The following is a 24,610-nucleotide window of genomic DNA, read 5'->3' as shown; positions in this document are numbered from 1 at the left end:
TCACAGGATCCGGTACAGCCGCCAGGTGGGTTGGTCCTGGCCGTCGTTCGGTATCTCGAGTTCGAGGGTGGCAATGTCCGCGCCGGTCTCGTAGAGGGTCGGGTACCTGCGGTTGACGGCGTCCGATTCGCCGCGACCTACGTTGGGCACGGCCAGGACGTACTGGACGCCGTGGTCGGCGGGCCGGTTGACGATGGACGTGAAGTCCTGGTCGGAGGGTATGACGAACGTGCGGGGATCGCGGGTCGCGGTGTAGACGGCGAACCCGTAGACGGTGTCCATCAGCACCGACCCCTCGGGCAAGTGCATGGCGTCGATGTGCTCGGCCAGTTCGCGTTCGGTGCTGAACGAGGCGATGATCCTGCGCTCGGTGCGCCGCTTGTCGGAGGTGTCTGCGGGCGCGGGGAACACGATGGATTCCAGCGCGTACTGCTGACCGGACAGCGCCGGCGACACCATCAGCGCGCCGGTCGCGACGGGCGTGAGGACGACGAGCGCGACGGCGAGGACGGCCGGAACGGACCGGGATCCGACGGATACGCGTCGTGCGTACCCGTGCGGGCCGTGGCGCCGCTCGACCAGCGCCCCACCCGCAGGCACCAGTTGGAAGGCCAGCACCGCCATCCACGGCAGGGCACAGATGTAGAACCGGAGGAACGGGAACGTCAGTCCCCGCATGTAGCTGAGCGTGGCGAACGCGATGACCGAGGCCAGGACCACTCCGGCCGCGACCACCTCGAGGTCGCGGCGCCGCCAGGCCAGCACCGAGACGATCGGGATCAGCAACGGGAGGACGGGCCCGAGGACGACGGTCTCCGCGATCGAGAACACCAGTGCGTAGGACGTGTCGGTTGATCCGCCGCCGCTCTGCTCGAGAATGCTGGAGTTGCCGTACGTGGACGAGAACTGTTGCAGCGCTTCCCCCGTGATCAGCCAGCTGGTGGCCGCCCACGCCAGGAACGCGACGCCGGTGGGCAGGGCCACCAGTACGGCGTCCATGGTGGCGGGAAACAGCAGCTCCCGCTTGTTCTTCCAGCCCTGCCGGAGCAGGGTCGTCGCGAACACGAAGACGGTGACGGCGAGTCCCGCGGCGAGCGCGTCGTACCGGGTCAGGTAGGCGAGGCCGAGAGCGACTGCGACGGCGACGAGGTCGTGGATGTCGTCGGTGGTGCACCAGCGGATGAGGCGGCGGGTTGCCCAGCACATCATCAGCAGGAACGGCGCCTCGCTCATGCCGTTGCCGCCGTAGAACACGATCATCGGGTTGAGCGCGAACAGTGCGGTGACCGTCCAGACGAGCCACATCGGGCAGCGGCGGTCGGTGCCGATCTTGAAGATCTGCACCACCGCGCCGGCCATGAACGGAGCGGACATGACCACCCCCGTCACACCCCAGGACGTGAGGCCGGACCACCACTGGCTCAGCAGCACCGTCGGCAGCTGCACGACAGCCGTCAGCGGGGTGAAGACGAAACCGATGGCGGCCAGATGCGGATCGCGGCTGAACAGCACACTCCGCGCGGCGGAGACGCGGCTCAACGCATCGCCCATCAGAAAGCCGTGTCCGACCGACAGATACAACCCGATCACCACGTAGAGGGCGGTGCAACCCCAGAACAACCACCGCGTCGGCCTCACCTTGTGGGCCCCGTCGCGTCTGCCGCACTCGACTCGGCCGGCTTCGACCCGTTGGGTGCGGACAGTCCGTGGAACGTCTTCTCCCAATAGGACGGGTTGCGGATCAACTGGTAGGTGCCCTTGATCGCGGCGATGCTCATCATCACCCAGTACAGGGGTGTCGTCAGCCCGGCGATCAGGAGCGCCGAGTTCCGCCTCTCCCGGCACGCGATCAGATTCATGTAGAGCACCGCCACGTTGCCGAAGATCAGCGAGACGAGCGCCGGGAAGTACACGTAGGCGGGGAATTCGTCCCGGATCACCTGAGGCTGCCCCATGATCCAGGCCAGGCTGATCAGCCAGAACGCCATGTTGAGGCAGGCGATCAGCGGTGTCCCTGCCATGAGGGCGGTGAACCGGAAGAATCCGACGGCGCCGAGACCGCGCCACAGTCCCACCGGCCGGCGCATGTGCACCAGCCACGTCTGCAGGTAGCCCTTGTACCAGCGGGACCGCTGCCTGATCCAGTTGATCGGGTCGCTGTTCGCCTCCTCGAGGGTCGTGGAGTCGAGGACGGCCGTGCGGTACCCGGATTCGGCGATGCGCACACCGAGGTCGGCGTCCTCGGTGACGTTGAACGGATCCCAGGAGCCGATCTCGTCGAGAACACTGCGCCGCAGATGATTCGACGTGCCCCCGAGCGGGATGGGGGAATCGCTCCGCATCAGGCCGGGCAGGATGAACCCGAACCACAAGGCGTAATCGGCGGTGAACCAGGCGGTGAGAAGATTCTGGGTTCCGTTGTGGAACGCGAGTTTCGCCTGCACGCACGCGGTGTTGTCGGGGAGCCGGTCGAACGCCGCCACCACCCGGCGCAACTGCAACGGGTCGGGGTGATCCTCGGCGTCGTAGATGGTGACGATCTCGCCGGTGGAGAAGTGCAGACCGTAGTTGCAGGCCTTCGGTTTGGTGCGCGGATCGGCCGGCGGGACGAGGAGAACGGTGACCACGTCGCCCACTCCGGCGGCGTCGGCCGCCGCGATGGTGACGTCGTCGTCCTCCTCGAGCAGCAGGAGCACCTGCAACTTCTCCTCCGGGTATTTCAGTGCCCGCATGGCCGCGATCAGATCGGCCACCACCTCCGGTTCGTTGTAGGCGGGAACCAGAATCGTGTACGGCGGCAACTGGTCGTCGGTCAGCGCGAGGGCCTCGTCGTCCGGGATGTTCACGATGGTGCTGCCGTCCAGTCCGCGGAAGAACAGGATCAGCCGGTCGGTGAGCGTCCAGACGTAGGCGATCGTGCAGAGGAACGTCACCGTCACCAGCGTGGGGATCGGAAAGAAGTACGCGCACACGACCACCAGGGCCAGCAGGAACACCAGCAGATTGCGCTGCCAGGGGTAGAACGCGACCGACGCGGACGACATCGGATGTTTCTCGCGGAGGCCGTTGACGGCGTCGTGCAGTGCGGCCGCCGCGAACTCGGTGTCGTACGTGTCGTCTTCGCGGATCACCACTGCTGCGCCTCCACGATCTCGCGTGCCAGTGTTTGAAGCATCTCCCGGTCCTTGTATTCGGGTTCGGTGTCGGAGACCGCGGTCCTTCCCCGCAACAACACCGCCAGCGAGTTGGTGCCGTTGGACGCCATCGACGGCTCCGGCTCCGGGAAATAGGCGTCGGGTTCGTGATTGTCGACGGTGATCAGGCTGATCCGCTGCGTGAGCCCGGGACCCCGGACCCACACGAAGTTGAGGTTGCTCCAGGTGAGGAGGAGGTCGTCGTCCACCACGGTGTACATCTCCGCGGTGATCCCACGGCCGACGTCGACGAACACCTTCGGGCTGACCCGCGCGTTCTGCAGCCGGTACTGAGTGTGGCTGGGATACACCTCCAGCGTGGAGGGTCGCCGCACCGACAATGCGTCGACCTGAACGGTGCGCGGGCGGTTCAGCACGTCCCAGGCGGGATTGGGCTCGGTGGTCCGGATGGTCTGCCGCGTCAGGCGAGACGTGGAACCGTAGTACCGCCGCGGCCAGTTGTACTCCGTGAACGCCAGCTGGTCCCAGCCGTCCGGCACCACGATTCCCGCCTCGGCGGTCGGGGCCGGTCCCGGTGACACCGGGGTGAGGTTCTGGTCGGGCAGCGGCGTCGCGAACAGCACCGCGGCCGCCACGAACACCGCGACGAACGTGAATCCACTGTTGATCGTGGTGGGGCGCCGGACCGGTCGGTCGAACGGCGCCATGCTGCCGCCGCGGCGCTTGTACACGTAGAAGCAGATTCCGACCACGATCGAGGTGGCGAGCGCCGGCCCCAGCTGGGTGACGAACGTCGGCGCCGTCGGAAACACCTTGATGGTCACCCACAGTGCGACGCTGCCGAGCACCACCGAGCAGCCGAAACCGACGGCGGCGCGACGATTGCTGCGGCTGACCGCGATCGCCGTGGCGCCCGACGCCAGGATCACCATGATCAGGCCGTAGTGGAACCGCTGGCCGCCGAGCAGGATGGCCAGCGATCGGTAGGTCAGCGGACCGAGCCCGAGCGCGAGCACCCACACCGGCCAGAACCGCGACACCGGGCGGAGGCCGAAGACGAGGACCGCGGAACTGATCACGAAGAACCACGCCGCGACCACGTCGATGTGCATCAACTGGTAATCCTCGGCGAACCGGGGGAGGAGCAGCACCTGGAAGGCGAAGGTGACGAGAAGCCCGATGCCCCCGACGATCTTGTCGGTCTGCCGGTCGTGGATCGGCAGCTCACCCTCACGCCGCAGCGAGATGCCGATCGCGGCGCAGATGCACAGCGCGGGGACGACGAAGACGTATCCGATGGCGGTGCCCTCGGCCGTGCTCCGCCACACGTCCTGCCACGTCTTCCAGAACGCGAACACCGTGGCCACCAGGATGAGGAGCCACCGGGCCGTCAGCCGGACCGCCGCGTCGAAGGCGATGTTGCGGATGATCACGGTCGTCGCTCAGCGCGGCAGTGGACGGGACCGGCGATGACGGACGACGACCGCGGCAGCGATCACGATGCCGGCGAGCAGCAGGATGCCGGCCACCCCGAGTACCCAGCCGACGGTCGTGGAGACACCGGACGAATTCGCTCCGTCCCCGGTGCGGGGCAACGACAGTTGGACGGGATCACGGGTGGCGGCGGTGAACAGCACGTCACCGTTGAGGGCCGCCCAGCGATCCGGTTCGGCGCGTAGCCATTCGAGTGACCGGTCGAGTTCGCCGGGAACGCCCGTGGATCCGGCGACCACCACCTGCCGCGTCCCGTCGAACGCGGTCTGCAGCGAGGCGAAGTCGACCGGCGCACCGAATGTGACGGTGGCGGAACCGTCGGTCCCCGGATCGGTCAATTCGAGAGTGGCGTTCTCGGTGCTCGCCAGGGGCAGGGGCACACCGTCCGGCAGATTCCCGTCGGCGGCGATGAAGATGGCCGGTTTCTGCGAGTCGACGGCCTCGTCCAGCGACACCCAGTTGGGGTCGAGTTCGACGGTGGTCAGCGACTGCAGACCGGTCACGACGGCGACGGCGCGCGCGGTGTCGTCGAATCCGCCGACGGTGCCGGCCACGTCGACGGTCGGCAGCAACGACTGCGGCAGGGCGTCGAATCCTCCGGGATGCGGTGTGCCGGACGGTTCACTGGTGACCTCGCTGTCGGGGTCGATCGACAGCGTGACCGGCTGTTCGAGTCCGCACTGGTTGGTGGCGCCGGTGGTCTGCAGGGCGACGGTGAGTGTGGTGACCCGCCGCAGTGCGTCGTTCGGCACGTCGATCCAGCGGTCGATCACACCGCTGGGCTCGGCGGCCCAGCTGGCGATCTGCCGGTCGCCGGCGGTGACGGAGATCAGCCCGTTCTGCGTGCTCGGCAGCGGTGTGTACGTGCCCTGCAGGTTGACTCGCACCGTGTCCGAGGCCCGCCCGAGCCGGGTCTGATCGAGTCCGAGGGCGACCTCCACCCGCCCGTGTGTCGTGGAGCTGAGGTTGCTCTGGCCGAGACCGCGCAGCGTCGTCGAGGTGGGAGCGAGGATCGGCGGGTGATCCATCGATCCGGCGGTCGCCCGCGCCTCCACGGCGACGCTGGCCACCTGACTCGTGATCAGCCGGCTCTGATTCAGCAGCGTGCGATCGTCACCGGTCAGGCGGAGAGCAGGCGCACCACTGGGGGCGGGGATCAGTTCCGTCGCCGCGGTGCCGTTTTCCCGGATCACGATCGACCGCTCGAACGGACCGTCGACGGACGTCGGTGTCAGCTGGTCGTCGGGGAGGCGCCGCACGTCGACCCGCACCGGCTGCGCACCGTAGTAGGCGACGACCGCCGCGCCGAGGTCGACCGCCGCAGCACTCTCCGCCGAACTGGGATCGCCGGGCAGGTAGAGATGCAGCTGCTGCAGGACCGGTGGGAGGAAGTCCGCGACCACCTTCGGATTCGCGGGGGTGCCGCTGTACACGGCGCGCACATCGCGGAAGTTCAGGCTGCGCCCGGTCCAGTCCTCGGGGCAGATGTTGTCCAGCGGCACCAGTGTGGTCCGTAGCGTGACCGCGACCGCCTGCTCGGTGAGCTCGGCGCCTGCCAATGGAATGGACACCGGCGCATTCGCCGCGGGAGCGCCGGGCAACTCCACCCGTCCGAGCGACCGCCCGGCGGACTCGACGTCGATCCAGGCGCGTCCGACGTTGCCGGGAAGGTCGACGACCCCGTCGAGCGACGTGGGAGTGAGCCCCTGCGGCACCGGAACGGTGATGGTGACCTCGTCGTGGTTGCCGCGGAACGGCACGGCCTCACCGAACCCGAGCGAGCGGGAACCGAGCGCGACGGTGCCACGCGGCTGCGGCTCGATCTCCGACGACACCGGATCCTGTGCATGCGCCACCGGAACTGACAACAACGACAGCCCACACGCGGCGACCACCGCGAGAAGCCGGGCAGCGGGCGGGCGGAACGGTACGGCGACGGGCATCAACGACTCTTTCGGTGCGGCGCGGTGGAGACATCTTCGGGAACGGTACAAATGGGACGGTCGTGCCTGACGCTACAGCGAACCGGTCGGTTTCGTTTATCGAACCGCATTCGACACGGGGAAGTATCGAACCGCATTCGACACGGGGAAGCGTAATTTGTTCGCTTGCTGTCAAGTTGGGTACCGCAGACGGGAGCGCTCAGCCGCCGCGACGTACGGGTGCCCGCCCGTACGGTTGCCGCACGGGCGCGGTGCTCGGCAGATCCGGGATCGGGCGTGTCTCGGGGAACGAGTTGAGTGTGAACACGCTCCCGTGGTGGGCGAGCTGGACCGGTTCGCCGGACAGCAGGCGGTAGGTGGCGGTGTTGGCCCGGATGTCGACGTGGATCTGGCTCCCGCGCACCGTCATCCGGAACGAGAGATTGACCAGTTGTGGGGGGATGCGGGGCGCGAACGAAATCTCGCCGTCGTGGTCGCGCATCCCGCCGAATCCCGCGATGCAGGCCATCCAGGTGCCGGCGAGTGACGCGATGTGCAATCCGTTCTCGACGTTGGCGTGGAGGTCGTGGAGATCGGTCAGGGCGGCCTCGGCGAGGTAGTCGTACGCGAGTTGAAGTTGGCCGACCTCGGCGGCCATCACGGACTGCACGCACGCAGAGAGGGAGGAGTCCCGCACGGTGAGTGCCTCGTAGTAGGCGAAATTCGCGATCTTCTGTTCGTCGGTGAAGGCGTCCCCTCGCAGGTACATCGCCAGCACCAGGTCGGCCTGCTTGACCACCTGCTTGCGGTAGAGATCGAAGTACGGATAGTTGAGCAGCAGCGGATAGTTCTCGGGTGGTGTGCCCTCGAAGTCCCACTCGTCGTGGTGGGTGAAGGCGTCGGATTGCTGATGCACTCCGAGTGCGGTATCGAACGGAATTCGCATGTGCTCGGCCGCATCTCGCCAGAGGGCGGCTTCCTCGTCGTTCACGCCGAGTTCACGCGCCAGCCCGGGACGTCTCTCGCAGGCGGCCGCCGCGTCGCGCAGATTCTTCTGCGCCATCAGATTGGTGAACACGTTGTTGTCGGCGATGGCGGTGTACTCGTCCGGTCCGGTGACACCGTCGATCCGGAACTCGCCCCGCGCATTGTGGTGGCCGAGCGACGTCCACAGCCGGGCCGTCTCCACGAGCAGTTCGACGCCGCACTCGGCTTCGAAGTCCTCGTCGCCGGTCGCGGCCAGGTACCGGGACGTCGCGGCGGCGACGTCGGCCCCCACGTGGAACGCCGCGGTGCCGGCGGGCCAATAGCCGGAGCACTCCTCGCCGTTGATCGACCGCCACGGGAACACCGCTCCGGCCTGCCCCAGTTGGACGGCGCGGTTCTTCGCCTTGTCCAGCGTCGAGTGCCGCCACCGGAGGGCGTCGCGGGCCGAATCCGGCACCGTGTACGTGAGGAGCGGGAGCACGAACGTCTCGGTGTCCCAGAACGCGTGTCCGTCGTAGCCGGGCCCGGTCAGTCCCTTCGCGGGGATCGCCCGGGACTCGCCACGAGCACCCGCCTGCAGCACGTGGAACAGCGCGAACCGCACCGCCTGCTGCAGTTCCGCGTCGCCGTCGATCTCGACGTCGGCCGTCTCCCAGAAGGCGTCGAGGTACTCGCGCTGTCGTTTCAAAAGCGTGTCCCAGCCGGTTTCGAGGGCTCCGGCGAGCGCCCCCTCGACCTGACCGCGCAGGGCCGGCGTCGACCGCCGCGCCGACCACCCGTACGCCAGGTACTTCGTCACCTTCAGGCGCTCACCCTTGGGGACGTCGACGGCGACGGTGAGGCGGGCCAGATCCTCCTCGGTCTCGATGCTGCACCGCCCGCCGGCGGGGTAGTCGATCTCGTGGTCCATGCCCGCGGCCATCCGCAGTCCCGACGCCCTCGTATGGTGGGCGAGGACGGCGCGGAAGTCGTGGGCCGCAGCGAAATCGGAAATCAGTGGGCTGTCGAGGGCGGCCGCGACCCGCGGATCGTCGGTGCGGACCGGGATGGACTCGTTGGCGAGCAGGTCCGACTGCAGGACGAGTTCGATGTCGCCGTCGAGTGGCTCCACCTCGTAGTGGATGGCCGCGACCGCGCGCGAGGTGAACGAGACGAGTCGCTCCGAATGGATCCGCACTCGGCGACCGGTCGGTGACGTCCACTCGGTGGTGCGCCGCAGGGTGCCGGAACGAAAGTCGAGGACGCGCGCGTGGGCGGGTGCGCTGCCGTACCGCATGTCCAGGGGCTCGTCTTCCACCAGGAGGCGGATGATGCTGCCGTCGGTCACGTTCACGATCGTCTGGCCGTCCTCCGGATAGCCGTAGCCCGCCTCGGCGTAGGGCAGCGGGCGCTGCTCGTAGAACCCGTTGAGGTAGGTGCCGGGGAGACCCCGCGGCTCACCCTCCTCGAAAGTGCCGCGAATCCCGATGTGTCCGTTGGACAGTGCGAAGGTGGACTCGGTGGCGTGCAGTGCCTCCAGATCCAGTCCGCGCCACTTCAGCTGCCACGGCGAGATCTCGTAGCCCTTGTCGTCCATGCTCACCTTTCGAGAAGTTCGGCCAGGTCGTTCACCACCACATCGGCGCCGTGCTCGCGCAGCGCATCGGCCTGATCGTTCCGGTTCACGCCGACGACATAGCCGAATCGACCGGCGCGGCCCGCTTCCACCCCGGACAGCGCGTCTTCGAACACCGCGGCCTGGTCGGGGTGCACGTTGAGTGCGCGGGCGGCCGCGAGGAACGAATCCGGTGCGGGCTTCCCGCGCAGGTTCTGCTCTCTGATGACCACCCCGTCGATGCGGACGTGGACGTAGCGGCTGAGGTCGGCGGCGTCCAGTACCGACTTCCCGTTCGCGGACGACGTCACCACGGCGATCTTGAGGCCTGCGTCGTATGCGGCGCTGATGTAGCGGACCGAACCGGGGTAAGGGCTGACGCCCTCCTCCTCGATGATCGCCAACAGCAGCGTGTTCTTGCGGTTTCCGACTCCGTTGATCGTTTCTGCGCCGGGCGGATCGTCCGGCGTGCCCTCCGGCAGGGTGATGTTGCGGGAGGTGAGGAACGTCCGGACGCCGTCGGCGCGGGGGCGTCCGTCCACGTAGTCGTAGTAGTCCTCGTCGGTGAACTCCCGGAAGTTCGTGCCCTCGCGATGCTTCAGGAACTCGTCGAACGTGCGTTTCCACGCCTTCCGGTGCAGGACCGCCGTTCCGGTGAGCACGCCGTCGAGATCGAACAAGCAGGCCGAGATCGCATCAGGCAGTCCCATCACCTCCCCGACGGTACCGGCGGGGACCGCGGTTTCGCTGAGGCGCGCGCAAATTCTGCACTCGATCGGACCGGGCCGCTCGTTGACTCCGGCCGAGGGCGGTCGAATGGGGCCGTTCGTCGTCTACGACGAGCGAGGAGCGGTCGCCGAGGTGTGCGCGCCGACGGGCGGGACGCAGGCACTTCAACTGAACGCGCCGCGCTGGGCCGCAGAGCGTGTCGGAACGGTGACGAATCCTCTCAATTACACCAAAACGTACCAAACGGACCGTATGTTCCGTTCGATCGATAGATACTCGAACGAAGGAGACGGTCAGTTGAAACGCTCGATGGTTATCGCCGCAAGTTGTGCGCTCCTGACTCTGTCGGCCTGCGGGTCCGAAGGCGACCCGACGCCGACGTCCGACACGTCCGGTTCGGCGACCAGGGCCACGTCCACGGCACCGGCGGCCACTCCGGCGTCGACGGAACCCACGCCGCCGGCCGTCGAACCCGAATCCAACGGCGGCGGAGGTGGCGGTTCGTCGGGAACCGGGCAGCAGGGGGGTTCCGGTGGGGGTGGTCAGGCGCCGGTCGCCGGTCAGCAGCAGGCGCCGGTGGTGCCGCCACCGGCCGGGGTGCCGCCGGCGGTCGAGCAGCCTGTCGTGGAGCAGCCGCCCGCAGCCGAGCCGTCGGTGGTCGAGGAGGAACCGCCGGTGGCCGAGGAGGAGCCGCCCGCCGAGGAGAACGAGCCGCCCGTCGACGGGCCGGATCCGGAGGCGGAGGGCGGGGATCCGCCGGCAGGCGAAGAACAGGCACCGGAGAATCCCTGAATGCACTCCGCCTGCGCGGGCACGGTCACTCGGTCAGTTGGTTGACGCGGTCGGCGAGCAGCGCGCAGTAGGTTCGGTCGGTGCCCGGGGCGAGTCGCACCCAGTAGCTGGTGTGGTCGCCCCGGAACAGGTAACCGTTGACGTCGTCGATGGCCTCGGAGTACTGCTGCCAGACCGTCCATGGGCGCCACCAGTTCAGGATCACCGCCTGCCACCGTCGGGTGCGGAGCCGATCGAGGAGGTCCACCACCCACGCTGCCGGGTCGGCGAGTGAGAAGGCGGCCGATTGGTCCGCGAATGTGCGGAGCGGCGAGTTGCCCGGGCAGCAGCAGATGGCGTCCAACGGGTCGGCGATCTGCCACACGGGCATCCCCGTGATCGGGCGTTGCCCCGCGATGCCCCAACCGGGCAGGTTCGGGGACGCCGGCCGCAGGGGGTCGGCGATCAGTCCGGCCCCGCGAACGTCCAGGGTGGGGTGCTGTCCCCGTCCCACCTCGGCCGCCACGGTGCCGGCGAGAGCCGCTCCACCCGAGTAGCCGAGCAGAACAACCGGATTCGGATCCTCGTCGATCATCCGCAACAGGAGCGCGCGACCTTCGGACAGCGCCTTGTCGAACGCCGAGCCGCCCGGATCGGGCACGGGGCCGTAGCTCGCCTCCCACGGCACCTGCTTGACGACGAACCGTGCGGGGTCGAGGAGTTGTGTCGTGTTGGTGAGCATGTTGACGTCGAGATCCTCACCGATACCTCGGCAGCACAAGACGGTGATCATCCAACCTCCCACGTGAGTGCCGATGCGTGCCCGAGCACACTTTCCCACTCGCGTCCCGGGGTGTCCCCTGATCGGGGGAGTCGAGATTCATGCGATGCGCCGCCCGATCAGCGGACAGACGCGGTCGCCGGCTCACGAGAGAGTTGTCCTGTACCGGGATCAGCCGAACACATGGACAGGATATTTCGTGATGTCACCCATCTCCAGCCTCGAGGTCGCCCGAGCCCGCCGGTCTCGTCGCGTGCTGTTCGTCGGCAACCCCACCCGCTACAACGACGTCTCGCAATGGGCGATGGTCAGGCAATGGGTGGCGCTCCACGGACTGGAGCCGATCCGCGAACTCGACGGCAACGTGCTCTGTGTCATCGTCACCGAGGACATTCTGGACGGACGGTGCTCGGCGACGGAGACGGCCACCGTCCAACAGGCCCGCGCGCTGGGGGTGCCGTGCATCGGCGTCTACGACACGACCCAGATCTGGCAGGTCACCGCCCGAGTGCGGGCGCGGATCGGACGGACGGCGGTCGGTGCGTCGCCGCGGTCCCGTCACGACGGTGCGTGAGGCGGCGCAAGGGTTGAGTCGTAGCGCCGAATTCTCGGCGCTGTCATTCGAATTCGGCACCACTTCGAGATTGCTGATGCGAAATATCGTCACCATTCTCGGTGACGAGACCGAATAGAAAAGGTCAACACAAACTTCGAGTATGTATCGCGGGAATTTGCCAGTACTTCGAATGTGTCCGGACGCTCTGTCCAGACTTGCTCGGCCGAAAATCGTTTCGCCTCAGCACCTGTGGTCAGTTTGCTGAAATCGGTTGTGTCCGAACCAATTGTGCGGGTGAGAAACCGCTGCTCAGTGGGTGTTTAGCGCGGACCGCGCGGTCTGATATCCGCTATGGGGATGAGACAGGACCGAATTGCGCTGATAACGTCCACACTCGTTGTGAATGTTCGATGTCGTCCAGCTACATGGCGGTGCTCGGGGCAGTTCTGGATCGTTGCTCGTAGGATTTCGTCGCCTACGCGTAAAGGCCGCACGGCACGCACGGCGTTGCGCCATGGGTGACGACACTGCTCTTCGCTCTGAAATCCGCTGTCGTGAAACGGCTGACTCGACCTTCACACTCTGCCGGCGACCGGTTCGACAGTGGAGGGGATGCATGGCGACGTTCAACTCGACTGTGGAGAGAGCTTCAACTGTTCACAGCGTTGCGGCAGCGTCAGCGCAACGAGGGGTGGCGCGCCGACATTGGCTGGCCGTGTACATCAGGCGAATCCTCCTCACCGACACGCTCGTCGTCGTGCTCGCGGTGGCCCTGGCTCAATGGGTGCGCTTCGGGGGTGCCGGAACTCTCGTCGACTCGCGCACCCTGAACAACGTGAGCTACGGTCTGATCTCCGTCGCCCTGGTGGCCTCGTGGCTCGGCATCCTCGCCGTCTTTCACGTGCGATCCCCGCGAGTCGTCGGGAGCGGCCCGGAGGAGTATCGGCGCATCGCCACCGCGACGCTCCGGCTGTTCGGCCTCATCGCGATCGCCGCACTCCTCCTGCACGTGGAACTGGCACGGTTGTACCTGGCGATCGCCTTCCCGACAGGTCTCCTCGGTCTCCTCCTGACCCGGTGGATGTGGCGGCGGGTCCTCGCTCGCAAACGTGCGCGCGGACTGTGCCGGACGGCCGTCCTCGTCGTCGGCGCCGAACACTCCGTGCGCAACCTCGCGAGGACGTTCGATCGGGGAACGGCGGACGGGTACAACGTGGTCGGGGTATGTATCCCCGCGCACCATCGGCCCTCCGGCGATGCGATCACCGTGGACGGACGGTCGATCCCGGTCCTCGGTGACGAGCACGACGTCGTCGATGCGATCGAGCGATCCGGAGCCGACACCGTCGCGGTCACGGCCACCGAGCATCTCGGCCATCACGGGCTTCGCGAAATGGTGTGGGATCTCGAGCAGTTGGACGTCGACCTGGTGGTCGCTCCGGGAATGATGGATGTCTCCGGGCCGCGCCTCGAGATGCGGCCGGTCGCGGGACTGCCGCTGATCCACGTGGAGAAGCCGCGCTATCACGGCGCCAACCGATTCGGGAAGACCTCGTTCGATCTGGTGTTCGCGATCGTCGCACTCGTACTGCTGAGCCCGGTGATGCTGTTCGCGGCCGTGGCCGTCAAGCTGACGAGCCGGGGACCGGTCCTGTACAGATCGGAACGAATGGGCATGGACGGCAAACCGTTCCCGATGTTGAAGTTCCGGTCGATGGTGGCCGAAGCAGACACGCACAGTGCCACCCTGAGTGGGCACAACGAGGGCGCCGGAGTCCTGTTCAAATTACGCGACGATCCGCGTGTCACGCGCGTGGGTCGCGTCCTGCGCAAGTACAGCATCGACGAGTTGCCCCAGTTCATCAACGTGCTGCGACGAGAGATGAGTGTGGTGGGACCGCGGCCTCCGCTGCGTGTCGAGGTCGAATCGTACGAGAACGAGGTGCATCGCCGGCTCCTGGTGAAGCCCGGCGTCACCGGACTGTGGCAGGTGAGCGGGCGCTCCGACCTGTCGTGGGAGGACTCGGTGCGACTCGACCTGTCCTACGTCGAGAACTGGTCGATGGTCGGCGACATGCTGATCATCGCCAAGACCCTGAAGGCGGTGGTCTCCCATGACGGCGCGTACTGATCCACGACGACATCACGATTCCGACCGTCGCTCTCGATGCGTCACGAGACGAAGAAGCAAGGGAAAGACGGTGATCGCGTAGTGCGAATTCTGGTCGATGCCTATTGGTGGGTCGATGGCCCGTATTCGAACCGTCTGGTACTGCGCGAGATCGTTGGTCGGTGGCGGTCGGCATTCCCCGACGACGAGCTCGTGCTGGCGATCCCGTCCAAGTGGAGTGATTCCGAGGCAGAGTTGCCCGTGGGAGTCGAGCGCATTCCGACGCGAATGAGGCGCCATCCGACCATCAATGCACTCGAGCTTCCCCTATACCTCAAAAGGGGGAGAGACTTCGATGCAATCTTTCTCCAGAATTTCGGTGCACCGACGTCGAACGCCGCAGTCCTGGTGCATGACGTTCTCTTCCAGAGCAACCCCGAGTGGTTCACGCCGATCGAGCGACTCTACCTCTCGGCCATTCCTTTTCTTGCGAAACGCACCGGGCGCGTATTGACGACGACACGCCACGAGGCCGATCGGGTTTCTACGTACAACACCATCTCGGCCGAGGTGGCCGTGACGGGACTGGGGCTGTCGACGACGTTGCTCGAAGCGCGGTCACGACAACCGGGCCACCCGCTGAAGACTCGTGGGTTCCTGCTCACCGTCGGGCGACTGAATATTCGCAAGAATCTGGAGAACACGATCGCCGCCGCAATCGAATCGGGTGCGATCTCGGAGGACTTCCCGCTGGTCGTTGTCGGTCAGCGATCCGGACGGCTCCCCGAGACCAGCGAATCGGTCAGATCAGGTGTGGCAGCCGGTGCGATCGTCTTCATCGAGTTCGTGCCAGACGAGGAACTGCGGTGGCTGTACGAGAACTGCGCGCTGTTCTGTTTCCTCTCGCTCGGTGAGGGATACGGTCTGCCGCCGGTCGAGGCGGCGTACTTCGGCGCACGCGTTCTCGTCAGCGACATTCCGGTCCTGCGAGAGAATCTCGGTGCCTGCGCGCAGTACGTCGATCCACACGATGTTCCTGCGATCTCGGGCGCGATCACCGCATTGTTGGCCACTGAAGCGAGAGAGCAGGACGATGCGGCGCGGTCGAATCCGGGAAGTCCGATAACCGGGGACTGGGATGTGACCGTAGAGACCATCCGAACAACCGTCGCCGAGCTTGTGGACAGCACATAGTCCCCAACGATCTGTCCTCGAACAGCGCGGTTGTCGACAGGAAGAACAGGAATTAAATGACGTCAGTGGGTCGTTCGGTTGCAATCATCGGAACGCGAGGTTATCCGAGCTACTACGGTGGCTTCGAGACCCTGATCCGGCATCTCGCTCCGTGCCTCGTGGAAAAAGGGTGGGATGTCACCGTCTATTCGCGTCCAGGTGCGACTGTCCCCACGGATCCCTCACGTGACCCGAGAGTCGTCGTCCGCAATACTCCCGGGCTCGAGTCCCGGTCCCTCAGCACGCTGTCCTACGGGTTGACGTCATGCCTGGACGCGGCAGTGAAGAAGCCTGACGTAGCTCTCGTCCTGAACGTGGCGAACGGGTTCTGGCTGCCGGCGCTCAAATCGCGAGGAATCCCCACCGTCGTCAACGTGGACGGGATCGAGTGGGAGCGTGCAAAGTGGGGCAACGGCGCCAAGCGGGTCTTTCGTGCCGGCGCCACACTGACCGCGCGCTATGCGACGCGGTTGGTGGTCGACTCCCTCGAAATCAAGCGCCGATGGGAAAACGACTTCCAGCGTGAAGGCGACTTCATACCCTATGGAGGCGACTTCGTCGATCCACTTCCGCCGGTCGAGGGACTCACACCCAAGAAGTACGTCTTGATGGTCGCGCGGTTCGTGCCGGAAAACACCGTCGTCGAGTTCTTCGAAGCCGCAGAGGTCTTGAGCCGCGATCGCGACGTCGTGATAGTCGGATCGTCGGGGTACGGCGGCGAGCTGGACGAGCACGTGCGGGCGCTGGCCCAGCGCAATGAACGGGTCACATGGATGGGTCACGTCAGTGACGATCGAAAGCTGTTCTCACTGTGGCAGAATGCGGGCGCCTATTTCCACGGTCACAGTGTGGGCGGAACGAACCCCGCGTTGGTCCAGGCCATGGCATGTCAAGCGCCCATCGTCGCGCGAGACACGGTGTACAACCGCGAAGTTCTGGGGGATGCAGGCAGGTTCGTCGCGGCGGAAGCATCGGAGATCGTGACCACCGTAAAGGATGTCATCGCCGATTCGGCGGGCCAGCAGGTAATGCGCGATCGGGCACTCCAGCGCGCATACGACTATTACACCTGGGAAGATGTCTGCCAGCGTTACGAAGAGTCTCTTCTTACGGCGATCGGCTGACCTGGCTCAGAGCTGTTCGATGAACCCCAAGGACCTTGATTGATGTTTGTGCACTCCACTGAATCGCGACGTGCCGCCCCATGGCGCACATTCGTCGACGGGCGCGACCGGCACGAGCTGGTGACCTCCGCCCTCGTGGTCGCTGTGGTCGTCTCGTCGTTCGTCGGCCGCTACGTCGTCGCCATCGCTGGATACAACGTCAGATGGGAGCAGGTTGTGCCGCTGCTCCTTGTAGGGTGGCTGATGGCCGACGCCCGGACCAGGGCCGCCTTCTTCCGCGCTCTCACACATCCGGTGGTACTCGTCTTCGGCGCTTTCGTCGCATGGAATGTCGTGGCGACGCTGATGTTCTCCCCGAGCCTCGGTAAGAGCGCGTCGATTCTCGCCTGGTTGGTCATCGATCTGCTACTGCTCGCGGGAATCATCTCTCTCGGCACCCGCGCAATATGGTTCGAGAACACGGGCCTTCGTTGTGTCGTTCCGTGGGGGCTGGCCGGGTTTGCAGCGTTCATCGTCGCCAACACTTCTCACGGTGGCTTCACACCCGGTACGGATTTCGACGGAATGTACCAGGTCTACGTGGCACGCATGACGTCGCAGGAAGCCAACATCTATGCCTCGATCCTGGTGCTGTGGACGTTACTTCTGGTGGCAGGGAAGGGACGCGACCGGGTCTGGATGAGTGTCGCTGCCATCGCAGTTCCGCTGGGAATCGTCGGGTCACAAACGCGCACGGCAGTCTTCTGCCTGGCTGCCGGGCTGATCGTGTATTTGGGGTTCGAGGCGATGCGCTCGTATCGGCAGCGCCGGAATCGCGGGGGGTTGTGGTTCGGTCCGGTGATATTGGCCGTGGGAATTGCCGTCGCCTACGGCGTTGCAACCATGCTGCCGTCCTTCGGTGAGGACGCCCTGCGCGCAGAACCGTCGGCGACGAGTTCGTCGAAGTCCGCGGAACCTTCCGAGCCGTCGGGAAAGTTGGGCGACATCGACCTCGAAGGCGGAAATATCGCGTTCAGGATCGAAGTGGCGAAGGCCGCTGCCCAAGATATGCACGGTGCGAACCTGTGGCTCGGAAACGGCACCAATACATTCAGCCTGCGTCATGACCAGCCCGGCTCACCCGGAGTGCCCGGCCACATCATCATGCTTCCGGTACAGATCCTCTACGACGTCGGCATCGTTGGTCTGTTGCTCTTGGCGGGACTCGTCATCACTGTGTTGCGCCATGTGCCATGGCAGAGGCGGCCGATCGCCTTTGCCGTGGTGGTGGCGTTTGCAGCGGCAGCAACGATGACCAGTATGTTCTGGTTCAGCGTTACCTGGATCATCATGGCGTCGTTGATTCGTCCGGTGACGGACGAGGAACGAGGCGCCGAGGATGAGGACTGTTCTCCGGACCGCCGGTCTGCCGACAGCGTGACCGCGACACACCGTGCAGTGAAGGGCATCTGATTCGTGGACCCGAACCGGCTGCACGCCGAGATCGAAGAGGTCGTCCGACGCGGAAACTGTTCCGGCTGCGGGGCGTGTGCCCTGCTCGACAAGGATGTTGTTCTCGAACTCGCGGACAACGGATTCATCCGTCCCCGCATCGGTGTGTCGGGTCCCTCGGACACCGATCCGACCGCGCTCGCCGAGTTCCGACAGTCGTGCCCCGGTGTCTCCGTCCAGGCACAAAGGCCGGTGGGGACCAGACGTCACGATTTCCTGGGACCGATCGTGTCGATCTGGGAGGCGTACGCGCTCGACGAGGACATTCGGTTCAAGGGAAGCAGTGGGGGCACCCTCACTGCTCTGAACGAATGGTTGGTTGCCACCGGACAGATCGACAGTGTCGTTGTCGCTGCCGCCTCCGAATCGAATCCTGCGAAGACCGAGACCAGTTCAGTGCGGACGCGAGCGGACATCGTACGGGCGACGGGGTCGCGCTACGCGCCCACCGCCAGTGCGGCGGCCGCTGATATGGACAATCCCGCCTCGGCTGTCGTCGGGAAACCCTGCGAGGTAGCCGCACTGCGAGCACTGGCGAAGTCCCGCGATCAACAGTCTCCCCTGATGCTTTCGTTCTTCTGCGCCGGTGTGCCGAGTCAGCACGCGACGGAGTCCCTGATTCACGATCTGGGGGTGGACGATGGCGCTGAGGTGGCGACGGTGCGATATCGCGGGCACGGTTGGCCAGGGGACTTCTACGTGGAAGATGCCCACGGCAACTCGGTCCGAACGTCCTATGACGTTTCGTGGGGAAAGCATCTGGGGCCGGCGGTGCAGCAGCGCTGCAAGCTCTGTCCGGATGGTGTCGGGGAAAGCGCCGACATCAGTGCCGGCGACTTCTGGCGGACGGACAGTAGTGGATACCCCGATTTCACCGACCAGGACGGTCTGAGCGTCCTCATCGCGCGAACCCGGCGAGGCGAGGACGTCATCCGGCGCGCCGCCGAGGAGGGAGTGATCGCGATCAGTGCGATCGATCCTGACGCGGTTGCGGATGTGCAACCCTTCCAGGTGGTTCGGCGCGCGACCCTGCTGGGGCGTATGGCGGGTAGCCGGCTTGCCGGGCACGCGGCCCCCCGGTACCGCGGATTCCGCTTGTGGCGGCTGTCGCTGCGGGCGCCTCTCAGAACCCTTCGCGCCGTGGCCGGAACCTTTCGACGGGCCCGGCGATGGTAGCGAGTAGTGATCCGCGGACGAAGATCTCGGCGGCGATGCAGTCACCGAGCATCATTGCGGTGACGCGACTGATCGTCCAGCTGTCACCCCTGATCACCGCCCCCATCATCGCGCGCGAGCTCGGGCCGTCAGGGCGGGGTCTGTACGCCGCCTGCTTCGCCGCGACGATACTTGCGCCTGTCGTTCTCGGTATGGGCCTTCCCCTTGCCGTCCGGCGACGCGCGTCGATCGGTGCTCCCGAATCCACGATCCGGGCCGTCTACCTCGTTCTGCCGTTCCTGGTTCCGGCAGCAGTTGTGATCGGGCTCCTGATCGAGCGGTTGGTGATCACCGAACTCGATCCGGCCGGCGCCCGGGCATTCCTCCTGGGGATGGGCTGTTCCGTCGGGTTCATCGCAACGTTGTGTTTCCAGAGTGTGTTGATCGCGAGCCAACGCTACGGCGCGATAGCTCTCCTGCAATCGACACAACCCGTGGCACTCACATGCGGAGTCGCCCTCGGATGGATTCTCGGAAGTCTGACGCTTCCGTGGGTGCTGGTCAGTGCGGCGGCGAGCACACTCCTCTCCACCCTCGTGGGCGTGTTCCTCACACGAATATCACCGCGTGGACCGAGATCGCGCCTTCGCCCACTGGCGCGGGAGAGCGTTGTGTATTCCGGCAGCCAAGCGGCAGAGACGGCCTCGAATACGCTTCCTCAGATCGTTGCGGTCGTCGCGATCGGGGCGCACGATGCGGGATTGTTCGCTATCGCGATAACGGTCGCGAGCTTGCCGATGACCCTCGGACATACGATTGCGTCGGTGATGTTCCGGGACGTCGCAGCGTCGGCGTCGGAGGCGAGTAAACGTATTTCGGCGCTGTCGATCCGCATCACGGCCCTCACCGTCGCTGTGCCTGTGGTGGTGCTGGGATGCACGACGCCCGTGCTCATTCCGTTGATCTTCGGTGAGGGCTTTCGAGGCTCGACAGCAATTACTTTGATCTGTCTGTGTGGATCGGTCTTTCTCACCGTGAACTATGTCGCGTCCCAGATGCTGGTGGCGCAGGGCAGAGGGGGTCTCATGACCGCCGCACAGATCCTCGGGCTGGGCGTGAGCGTCGCACTGATGTTCATCCTGGGACCTCACCTCGGCGGTGCCGGGGCGGCGCTGGCGTCGGTCGCAGGCTGGATGGTGACCACCCTTTCGAGTCTGCGCGCTCTCCGATTGAGCCCGACATCGTTGCTGTTTCGAGCCGGTGACCTCCGCCGATGCTTCAACGTCGTGGCGAGGGGACATATCGATTACAGCGCCGCCTGACGGACATCGATGTCACTCAGGCCGGCGCCGAGCTCGTCCATCATCACATTGGTCCTGTTCAGGATTAGCTCCACCTCGCTGCGTGCTGCGGAAAGATCCAACGACTCCACGAGTGCGAGGGTCTCGCGCGCCGGATCAGGCGACGCCCTCAGGTCGACGTGCAAGTTCCACCCCAGAGCATCGACGAGTGGGGCAAATTTGCGCGAATACGCCCAGGGGATCGCCGGCGTACCTACGGACAGAGAGTTGAGACAGGCGTGCATGCGCGCGCCGATGACCAGGTTCGCCGTGGCGAGGATCCCGCGAACACCCGTCAGCGAGTCCGGCACGAGGATCTCGACTGCGTCGCCGAAATGGCTTCCCACCTGTCGGACAGCGGGTACATCGTTGTCCGTCATCGGCGAATCGAGAACGTGTGCAAGCACGCCGACCCGGTGACCGCGCTGGAGAAGCCCATCGATGAGGTCTGTGACGGATCGGCGATAGCTGTGGTAATCGACGTGGGGGTTCTCGGACCAGAGCAATCCGGAGACGTTGACTACTACGTCGCGTTCGTCCGCCCCCTCATGATCTGGCTGTGCCAGTGCGAACACCAAGTCTGTCGACTCTGCTGCGGACTGCCGTCCCAACTGTCGCGCATACGTGAGGCTTACAGGATCGCGTGCGAAGACGCGGGTGGCCTGCCGTAGGGACTTCCTCGCGATCAGCCGTCCGACCCTGCTGTCGAACGGACCGATCGTCTGGGGCATGAGTATGGTCGGCACTCGACGCTGTGCGGCAACGCGCTGTACGTACGCCATCAAGATGAGGCGTCGCAGCCCGTAGATGTCCGTGAAGCTGTCGCCTGCGCCGGTATCCAGAATCGCGTCGTATCGGGAAAGTTCCCGCTTGATCGGCCCTCGTGAGCGAAAGATGTCCCGGAGTACGTTTCGCTTGCTGAGCGGAGTGTCCTGACTGTCCTGCGTGTGGTACGTCAATTCGGCGTTCGGCCATCTCCGTGCGACGACCGACTCCGTACCCTCCGCCAGAGCGCGCAGCCCGAGGTTCGTCGAATCCCGGTCGGCCCAGAGCACGAGGATTCGCGGATTGGTAGTGGTCATGTCGTGGCCTCGTCGATCCTGCTGGATTGCGCGAGCAGTGAGCGGGTGTACCAGAGAAACTTGCGCGACTCGGACCGCCACAGCACTGATCGTTCCGGTGCGCCGAACGATTTTACGTAGAATGCAACCGATCTCGACAGAAGTCCTGCGACGACGGAGATCTTCCACAACACACTGTGTATGCGGTTCCGGGCCAACTTCCACTTGTACAGATCGTAGAGATTGATCACCCATGCAGGATTCGGCCTGGTCGTCGCGGCGGCTCCTGTACTTCCCCCGACTACGTGGGTTCCCGTCTGTTCGGCGCTCATGACTATCCGCTTGCCGTATTGGCGTGTGCGAAGACAGAATTCCAGGTCTTCCGCATACATGAACCATCGTTCGGTGAGTCCGCCCAACTCGTCCCACGTCTGCTTACGGACCATCATGCAGGCTCCGGATACCCAATCCAACTCTCTCGTCGCGAAATCGTGGGTGTGGAGGAGATACAGACCTTCCAGACGAGGATGCTTGTGCGACAGTCGCGAGAGGCCCGAAAAGTGATTGAACACGCTGACCGCATCGGGTCTCCGGCCGCCTTCGCGGATCTCGAGGCGACCCGCCGGTTGACTGAGCGTCGGAGCGACGATCCCGACGTCCGGCGACTTGTCGAAAATGGCCGCCAGTGCGAGAACGTCTCGGGGGGAGATGCGTGCATCGGGATTGAGCAGTAGTAGCGCGCGCCCCCGTGCGTGGCATGCCGCGCGGTTGACACCCCGTGCGAAACCCACGTTCTCCTCGTTGCGGACGATGACGGCGTCCGGCGCTGCCTCGGCGAGAACTGCCAGCGTCCCGTCCGCGGATGCATTGTCCAGCACGACGAGCTCGATTCCGTCCTGCCGGGACAGCGGGCGAACACAATCCCCGATGACGGCTTCGCTGTTATAGGTCACGATGATCACGGAAACCTGAGACTCGTCCATACTTTCCTTCTGTTCGGGACCGAGGTGCGGAAGGATCATCCGGCGCACACCGGCGCGCTGACGGTCACTGTCGGATCGTCGACGAGTGGCTGGACGGGCACCCGGGCTTCACCTGGTGCGGTGGGCTCGGTCAGTTCGTATCGCAACTCGACGGTCGCGCCCTTGGGGATGGTGACGGGAACGGTGAAGACGGGGTGTCCCAGTTCTTTTCCCTGAATGGCGAAGGACTGCTTGCCGTCGACGGTTGCCTTCGTCAGGGTGGCGCCGTTGGTCGACAGCAGCGACACCATGGAGAGGTTGGTTCCGTACGGCAGGCGCTTGTCCTTGAAGGTGCCGGCGACGATTCGTGGAAAGTTGCTGTCCGGCGTGTTGTTGGTGAGCCGGACGGTGACGGCCGTCGTGCGTGTGTCGCCCGTGCAGTCGCCGGCGGTGTAGTCGATTTCGCGGTCGAGGTAGTAGTCGAGCTTGTTGCCGCCGTTGTTGTTGATCACCACACCGGCGTACGGTGCGGGATCTTCGGGGACGGTGTATCCGAGAGTGGTGTCGGCGAGTATTGCCTGCTCGTCCGGATGCGCACTCCATACCGCGATGCGGCGCTCCCCGGCGGCGCGCCCGACCGCGTCGAGCAGGCGCTGGGGTGACTCGATCTTGCCGGTCATCTTCTCGACGACCTTCCCGGCGATGGTCTGGAGGTACTCCTTGCGATCGGCGTTGTCGGCGGTGTAATTGGCCTCGTCGGTGATGAACCGGGTGTAGGCGGTGGATTCGGTCAGTTCCACGACGTTGTCGGCGTCGACGACTTCCCCGTCTGGCAGGGTGACCGGGCCGACCGCCGCCAGAACGTAGCTCAGCGCGACGGGATCGGTCGCGATCGCTCCGTCGACCTGCTCGCCCGACTCCTGCGCCCACATCGATTGCCAGATCCGGGCCGCGTATGGGAAGTGGGAGCTCAGGTTGCTGTTTCGGATGTCGACCGAGGGATTGTAGTTTCCGTACATGCTCTTGTAATCGGAGCCGAGATCGAGAGGCCGCTTGTCGTAGGACACTTCGGTGTTCTTGCCGAGTTTCTCGATGCCCATTTTTCCGTTGCTGGCATGGATGACGCTGTAACCACCGACGAGTCCGCCGGTGGCGCGTGCTTCCGCGTTGGTCTGAAAAGCGAGGAAGTAGCTGCGTGGCCCGTCGAGGCCGAGCATCGCCGGAAGAACTTTGGCACCGATCGACGTGTTCTCCAGGAGTTTTGCCACGTCGTCGGTTTGATTCTGAAGCTGGGTTCGGGCATCGTCCACGAGTCCGAGGTATCCGGCGCCGCGAATGCCCTGTGCCTGAGTTGCCAAGTTCCGCGCGGCGATCGATGTCTCCTGGAGCGCCGGTGCGGCATCGCGCAGCGGCTGAAGTTGTACGCTGCCGCCTTCCGCGATCAGGTCTCGCGGTGACAGCGCCACACCGACGTCGACCGCGGGTGTGAGAACGTCGCGGGTGAGCCCGACCACCACGTCGGACATCTGCTGTGCCGACTCGAACGGTGCGCCGACGCCGGGCACGGCAGCAAATGCACTCCACGGAACCGAATGCAGGTTGTCCTGTGCGGCTGCGGCCCGTTCGCGGGCTTCGGTCGCGGCTCGCTGGGCGCCCTCGGTGTCGCCGTCGAGTAGCGAATCCTTGGCGAGCTGAGCGTTGTCCCGCGCGCCGGTGAGGTTGTGCTGGACCTGCCACGCGGAGAAGCCGAACCAGGCGAGAACAGCGACGGCCGCAACGCCCACACCGGTGAGTATCCGCCGGCGCGGGCTCCAGCGACGCGTATCTTCCGGTGCCTCAGCAGGTATCGGATCGTCGCTGTGGGAGTTGTTGGGCGACTTCGCGTCCATTAAGGTCGGCTCCTAGCTATCGAGGATGAGGTTTCTGGTCGAGTAGCTGAACTATCGGTCGCGGATGTGGGCACACGGCTACTGTCCGTCGTGTCACTGCGGGCGGTTTCCGCCGCCACATTCCCTTTCTCGGGAAGTTCTTCGACTCGGGGCACCGTGTCGTATTCACCTCTGTCCGTGTCTTTTCCGCTCGTCGAAGCCTAAGGGTAAGTGCCACCGCGGTCCTGCTCGGGCCGGACTCCACATACCCGCCTCC

The 24,610-nt window shown here is 65.3% G+C and carries 18 protein-coding genes; 8 read left to right on the top strand and 10 right to left on the bottom strand.

Features of this window, described 5'->3' with window-relative positions:
- From H0B43_RS09525 to H0B43_RS09500, 6 genes are all read right to left on the bottom strand, one after another.
- A complete protein-coding gene (locus H0B43_RS09525) occupies positions 1-1,638 on the bottom strand; it encodes a glycosyltransferase family 39 protein (protein WP_185728141.1) in 1,638 nt (545 codons plus the stop codon).
- On the bottom strand, positions 1,635-3,131 hold the full coding sequence (locus tag H0B43_RS09520) for a glycosyltransferase (protein WP_185730043.1): 1,497 nt from the start codon (positions 3,129-3,131) through the stop codon (positions 1,635-1,637). Before H0B43_RS09520 ends, H0B43_RS09525 begins: the two co-directional genes overlap by 4 nt.
- Positions 3,128-4,588: a hypothetical protein gene (locus H0B43_RS09515; RefSeq protein ID WP_185728142.1), complete on the bottom strand. Its 1,461-nt coding sequence runs from the start codon at positions 4,586-4,588 to the stop codon at positions 3,128-3,130. The genes H0B43_RS09520 and H0B43_RS09515 overlap by 4 nt, the downstream gene beginning before the upstream one ends.
- A 9-nt stretch (positions 4,589-4,597) precedes the next feature.
- Entirely contained in the window at positions 4,598-6,592 is a 1,995-nt protein-coding gene (locus tag H0B43_RS09510) for a hypothetical protein (protein ID WP_185728143.1), read from the bottom strand.
- A 199-nt stretch (positions 6,593-6,791) separates the two neighbouring features.
- Entirely contained in the window at positions 6,792-9,134 is a 2,343-nt protein-coding gene (locus tag H0B43_RS09505; RefSeq protein WP_185728144.1) for a glycoside hydrolase family 65 protein, read from the bottom strand.
- A gap of 2 nt (positions 9,135-9,136) precedes the next feature.
- Positions 9,137-9,862: an HAD family phosphatase gene (locus H0B43_RS09500; protein ID WP_185730044.1), complete on the bottom strand. Its 726-nt coding sequence runs from the start codon at positions 9,860-9,862 to the stop codon at positions 9,137-9,139.
- 316 nt (positions 9,863-10,178) lie between these two features.
- On the opposite strand from H0B43_RS09500, the gene H0B43_RS09495 reads away from it, so the two are divergent.
- Entirely contained in the window at positions 10,179-10,673 is a 495-nt protein-coding gene (locus tag H0B43_RS09495; protein ID WP_252189836.1) for a chromosome condensation regulator RCC1, read from the top strand.
- A 25-nt stretch (positions 10,674-10,698) separates the two neighbouring features.
- Here the strand turns inward: H0B43_RS09495 and H0B43_RS09490 are convergent, their stop codons facing one another.
- Entirely contained in the window at positions 10,699-11,445 is a 747-nt protein-coding gene (locus H0B43_RS09490; RefSeq protein WP_185728145.1) for an alpha/beta fold hydrolase, read from the bottom strand.
- Positions 11,446-11,635: 190 nt separating this feature from the next.
- On the opposite strand from H0B43_RS09490, the gene H0B43_RS09485 reads away from it, so the two are divergent.
- From H0B43_RS09485 to H0B43_RS09455, 7 genes are all read left to right on the top strand, one after another.
- The gene (locus tag H0B43_RS09485; protein WP_185728146.1) at positions 11,636-12,007 is read left to right on the top strand and encodes a hypothetical protein; all 372 of its coding nucleotides are present in this window, start codon (positions 11,636-11,638) and stop codon (positions 12,005-12,007) included.
- Between the two features lie 598 nt (positions 12,008-12,605).
- Complete coding sequence (locus H0B43_RS09480; protein WP_185728147.1) at positions 12,606-14,120, top strand: sugar transferase; 1,515 nt, start codon at positions 12,606-12,608, stop codon at positions 14,118-14,120.
- 489 nt (positions 14,121-14,609) lie between these two features.
- Positions 14,610-15,293, top strand: a complete 684-nt coding sequence (locus H0B43_RS41380; protein WP_252189837.1) for a glycosyltransferase — start codon at positions 14,610-14,612, stop codon at positions 15,291-15,293.
- Positions 15,294-15,349: 56 nt separating this feature from the next.
- Entirely contained in the window at positions 15,350-16,456 is a 1,107-nt protein-coding gene (locus H0B43_RS09470) for a DUF1972 domain-containing protein (RefSeq protein WP_185728149.1), read from the top strand.
- Between the two features lie 120 nt (positions 16,457-16,576).
- Positions 16,577-17,908, top strand: a complete 1,332-nt coding sequence (locus H0B43_RS09465; RefSeq protein ID WP_312033849.1) for a hypothetical protein — start codon at positions 16,577-16,579, stop codon at positions 17,906-17,908.
- A gap of 3 nt (positions 17,909-17,911) precedes the next feature.
- Positions 17,912-19,123 (top strand): Coenzyme F420 hydrogenase/dehydrogenase, beta subunit C-terminal domain, encoded by a 1,212-nt coding sequence (locus H0B43_RS09460; protein ID WP_185728151.1) that lies wholly within the window; start codon positions 17,912-17,914, stop codon positions 19,121-19,123.
- A gap of 59 nt (positions 19,124-19,182) precedes the next feature.
- Positions 19,183-20,424, top strand: a complete 1,242-nt coding sequence (locus H0B43_RS09455) for a lipopolysaccharide biosynthesis protein (RefSeq protein ID WP_312033850.1) — start codon at positions 19,183-19,185, stop codon at positions 20,422-20,424.
- Here H0B43_RS09455 and H0B43_RS09450 read toward each other — a convergent pair.
- Genes H0B43_RS09450 through H0B43_RS09440 form a run of 3 tightly spaced genes read right to left on the bottom strand, consistent with a single transcriptional unit; the run spans position 20,409 to position 24,354 of the window.
- Complete coding sequence (locus tag H0B43_RS09450; protein WP_185728153.1) at positions 20,409-21,524, bottom strand: polysaccharide pyruvyl transferase family protein; 1,116 nt, start codon at positions 21,522-21,524, stop codon at positions 20,409-20,411. The two genes, H0B43_RS09455 and H0B43_RS09450, sit on opposite strands and share 16 nt — an antisense overlap.
- Positions 21,521-22,486 carry a glycosyltransferase family 2 protein gene (locus H0B43_RS09445; protein ID WP_185728154.1) on the bottom strand — a complete coding sequence of 322 codons (966 nt, stop codon included), beginning with the start codon at positions 22,484-22,486 and terminating at the stop codon, positions 21,521-21,523. Before H0B43_RS09445 ends, H0B43_RS09450 begins: the two co-directional genes overlap by 4 nt.
- 35 nt (positions 22,487-22,521) lie before the next feature.
- On the bottom strand, positions 22,522-24,354 hold the full coding sequence (locus H0B43_RS09440) for a DUF4012 domain-containing protein (protein ID WP_185728155.1): 1,833 nt from the start codon (positions 24,352-24,354) through the stop codon (positions 22,522-22,524).
- Positions 24,355-24,610 lie beyond the last annotated feature (256 nt).

This window comes from Rhodococcus sp. 4CII, from assembly GCF_014256275.1.
GTDB classification, from domain to species: domain Bacteria; phylum Actinomycetota; class Actinomycetes; order Mycobacteriales; family Mycobacteriaceae; genus Rhodococcus_F; species Rhodococcus_F wratislaviensis_A.
The sequence above is the reverse complement of the archived record's forward strand: the minus strand, read 5'-3'. Positions and strand labels throughout refer to the sequence as shown.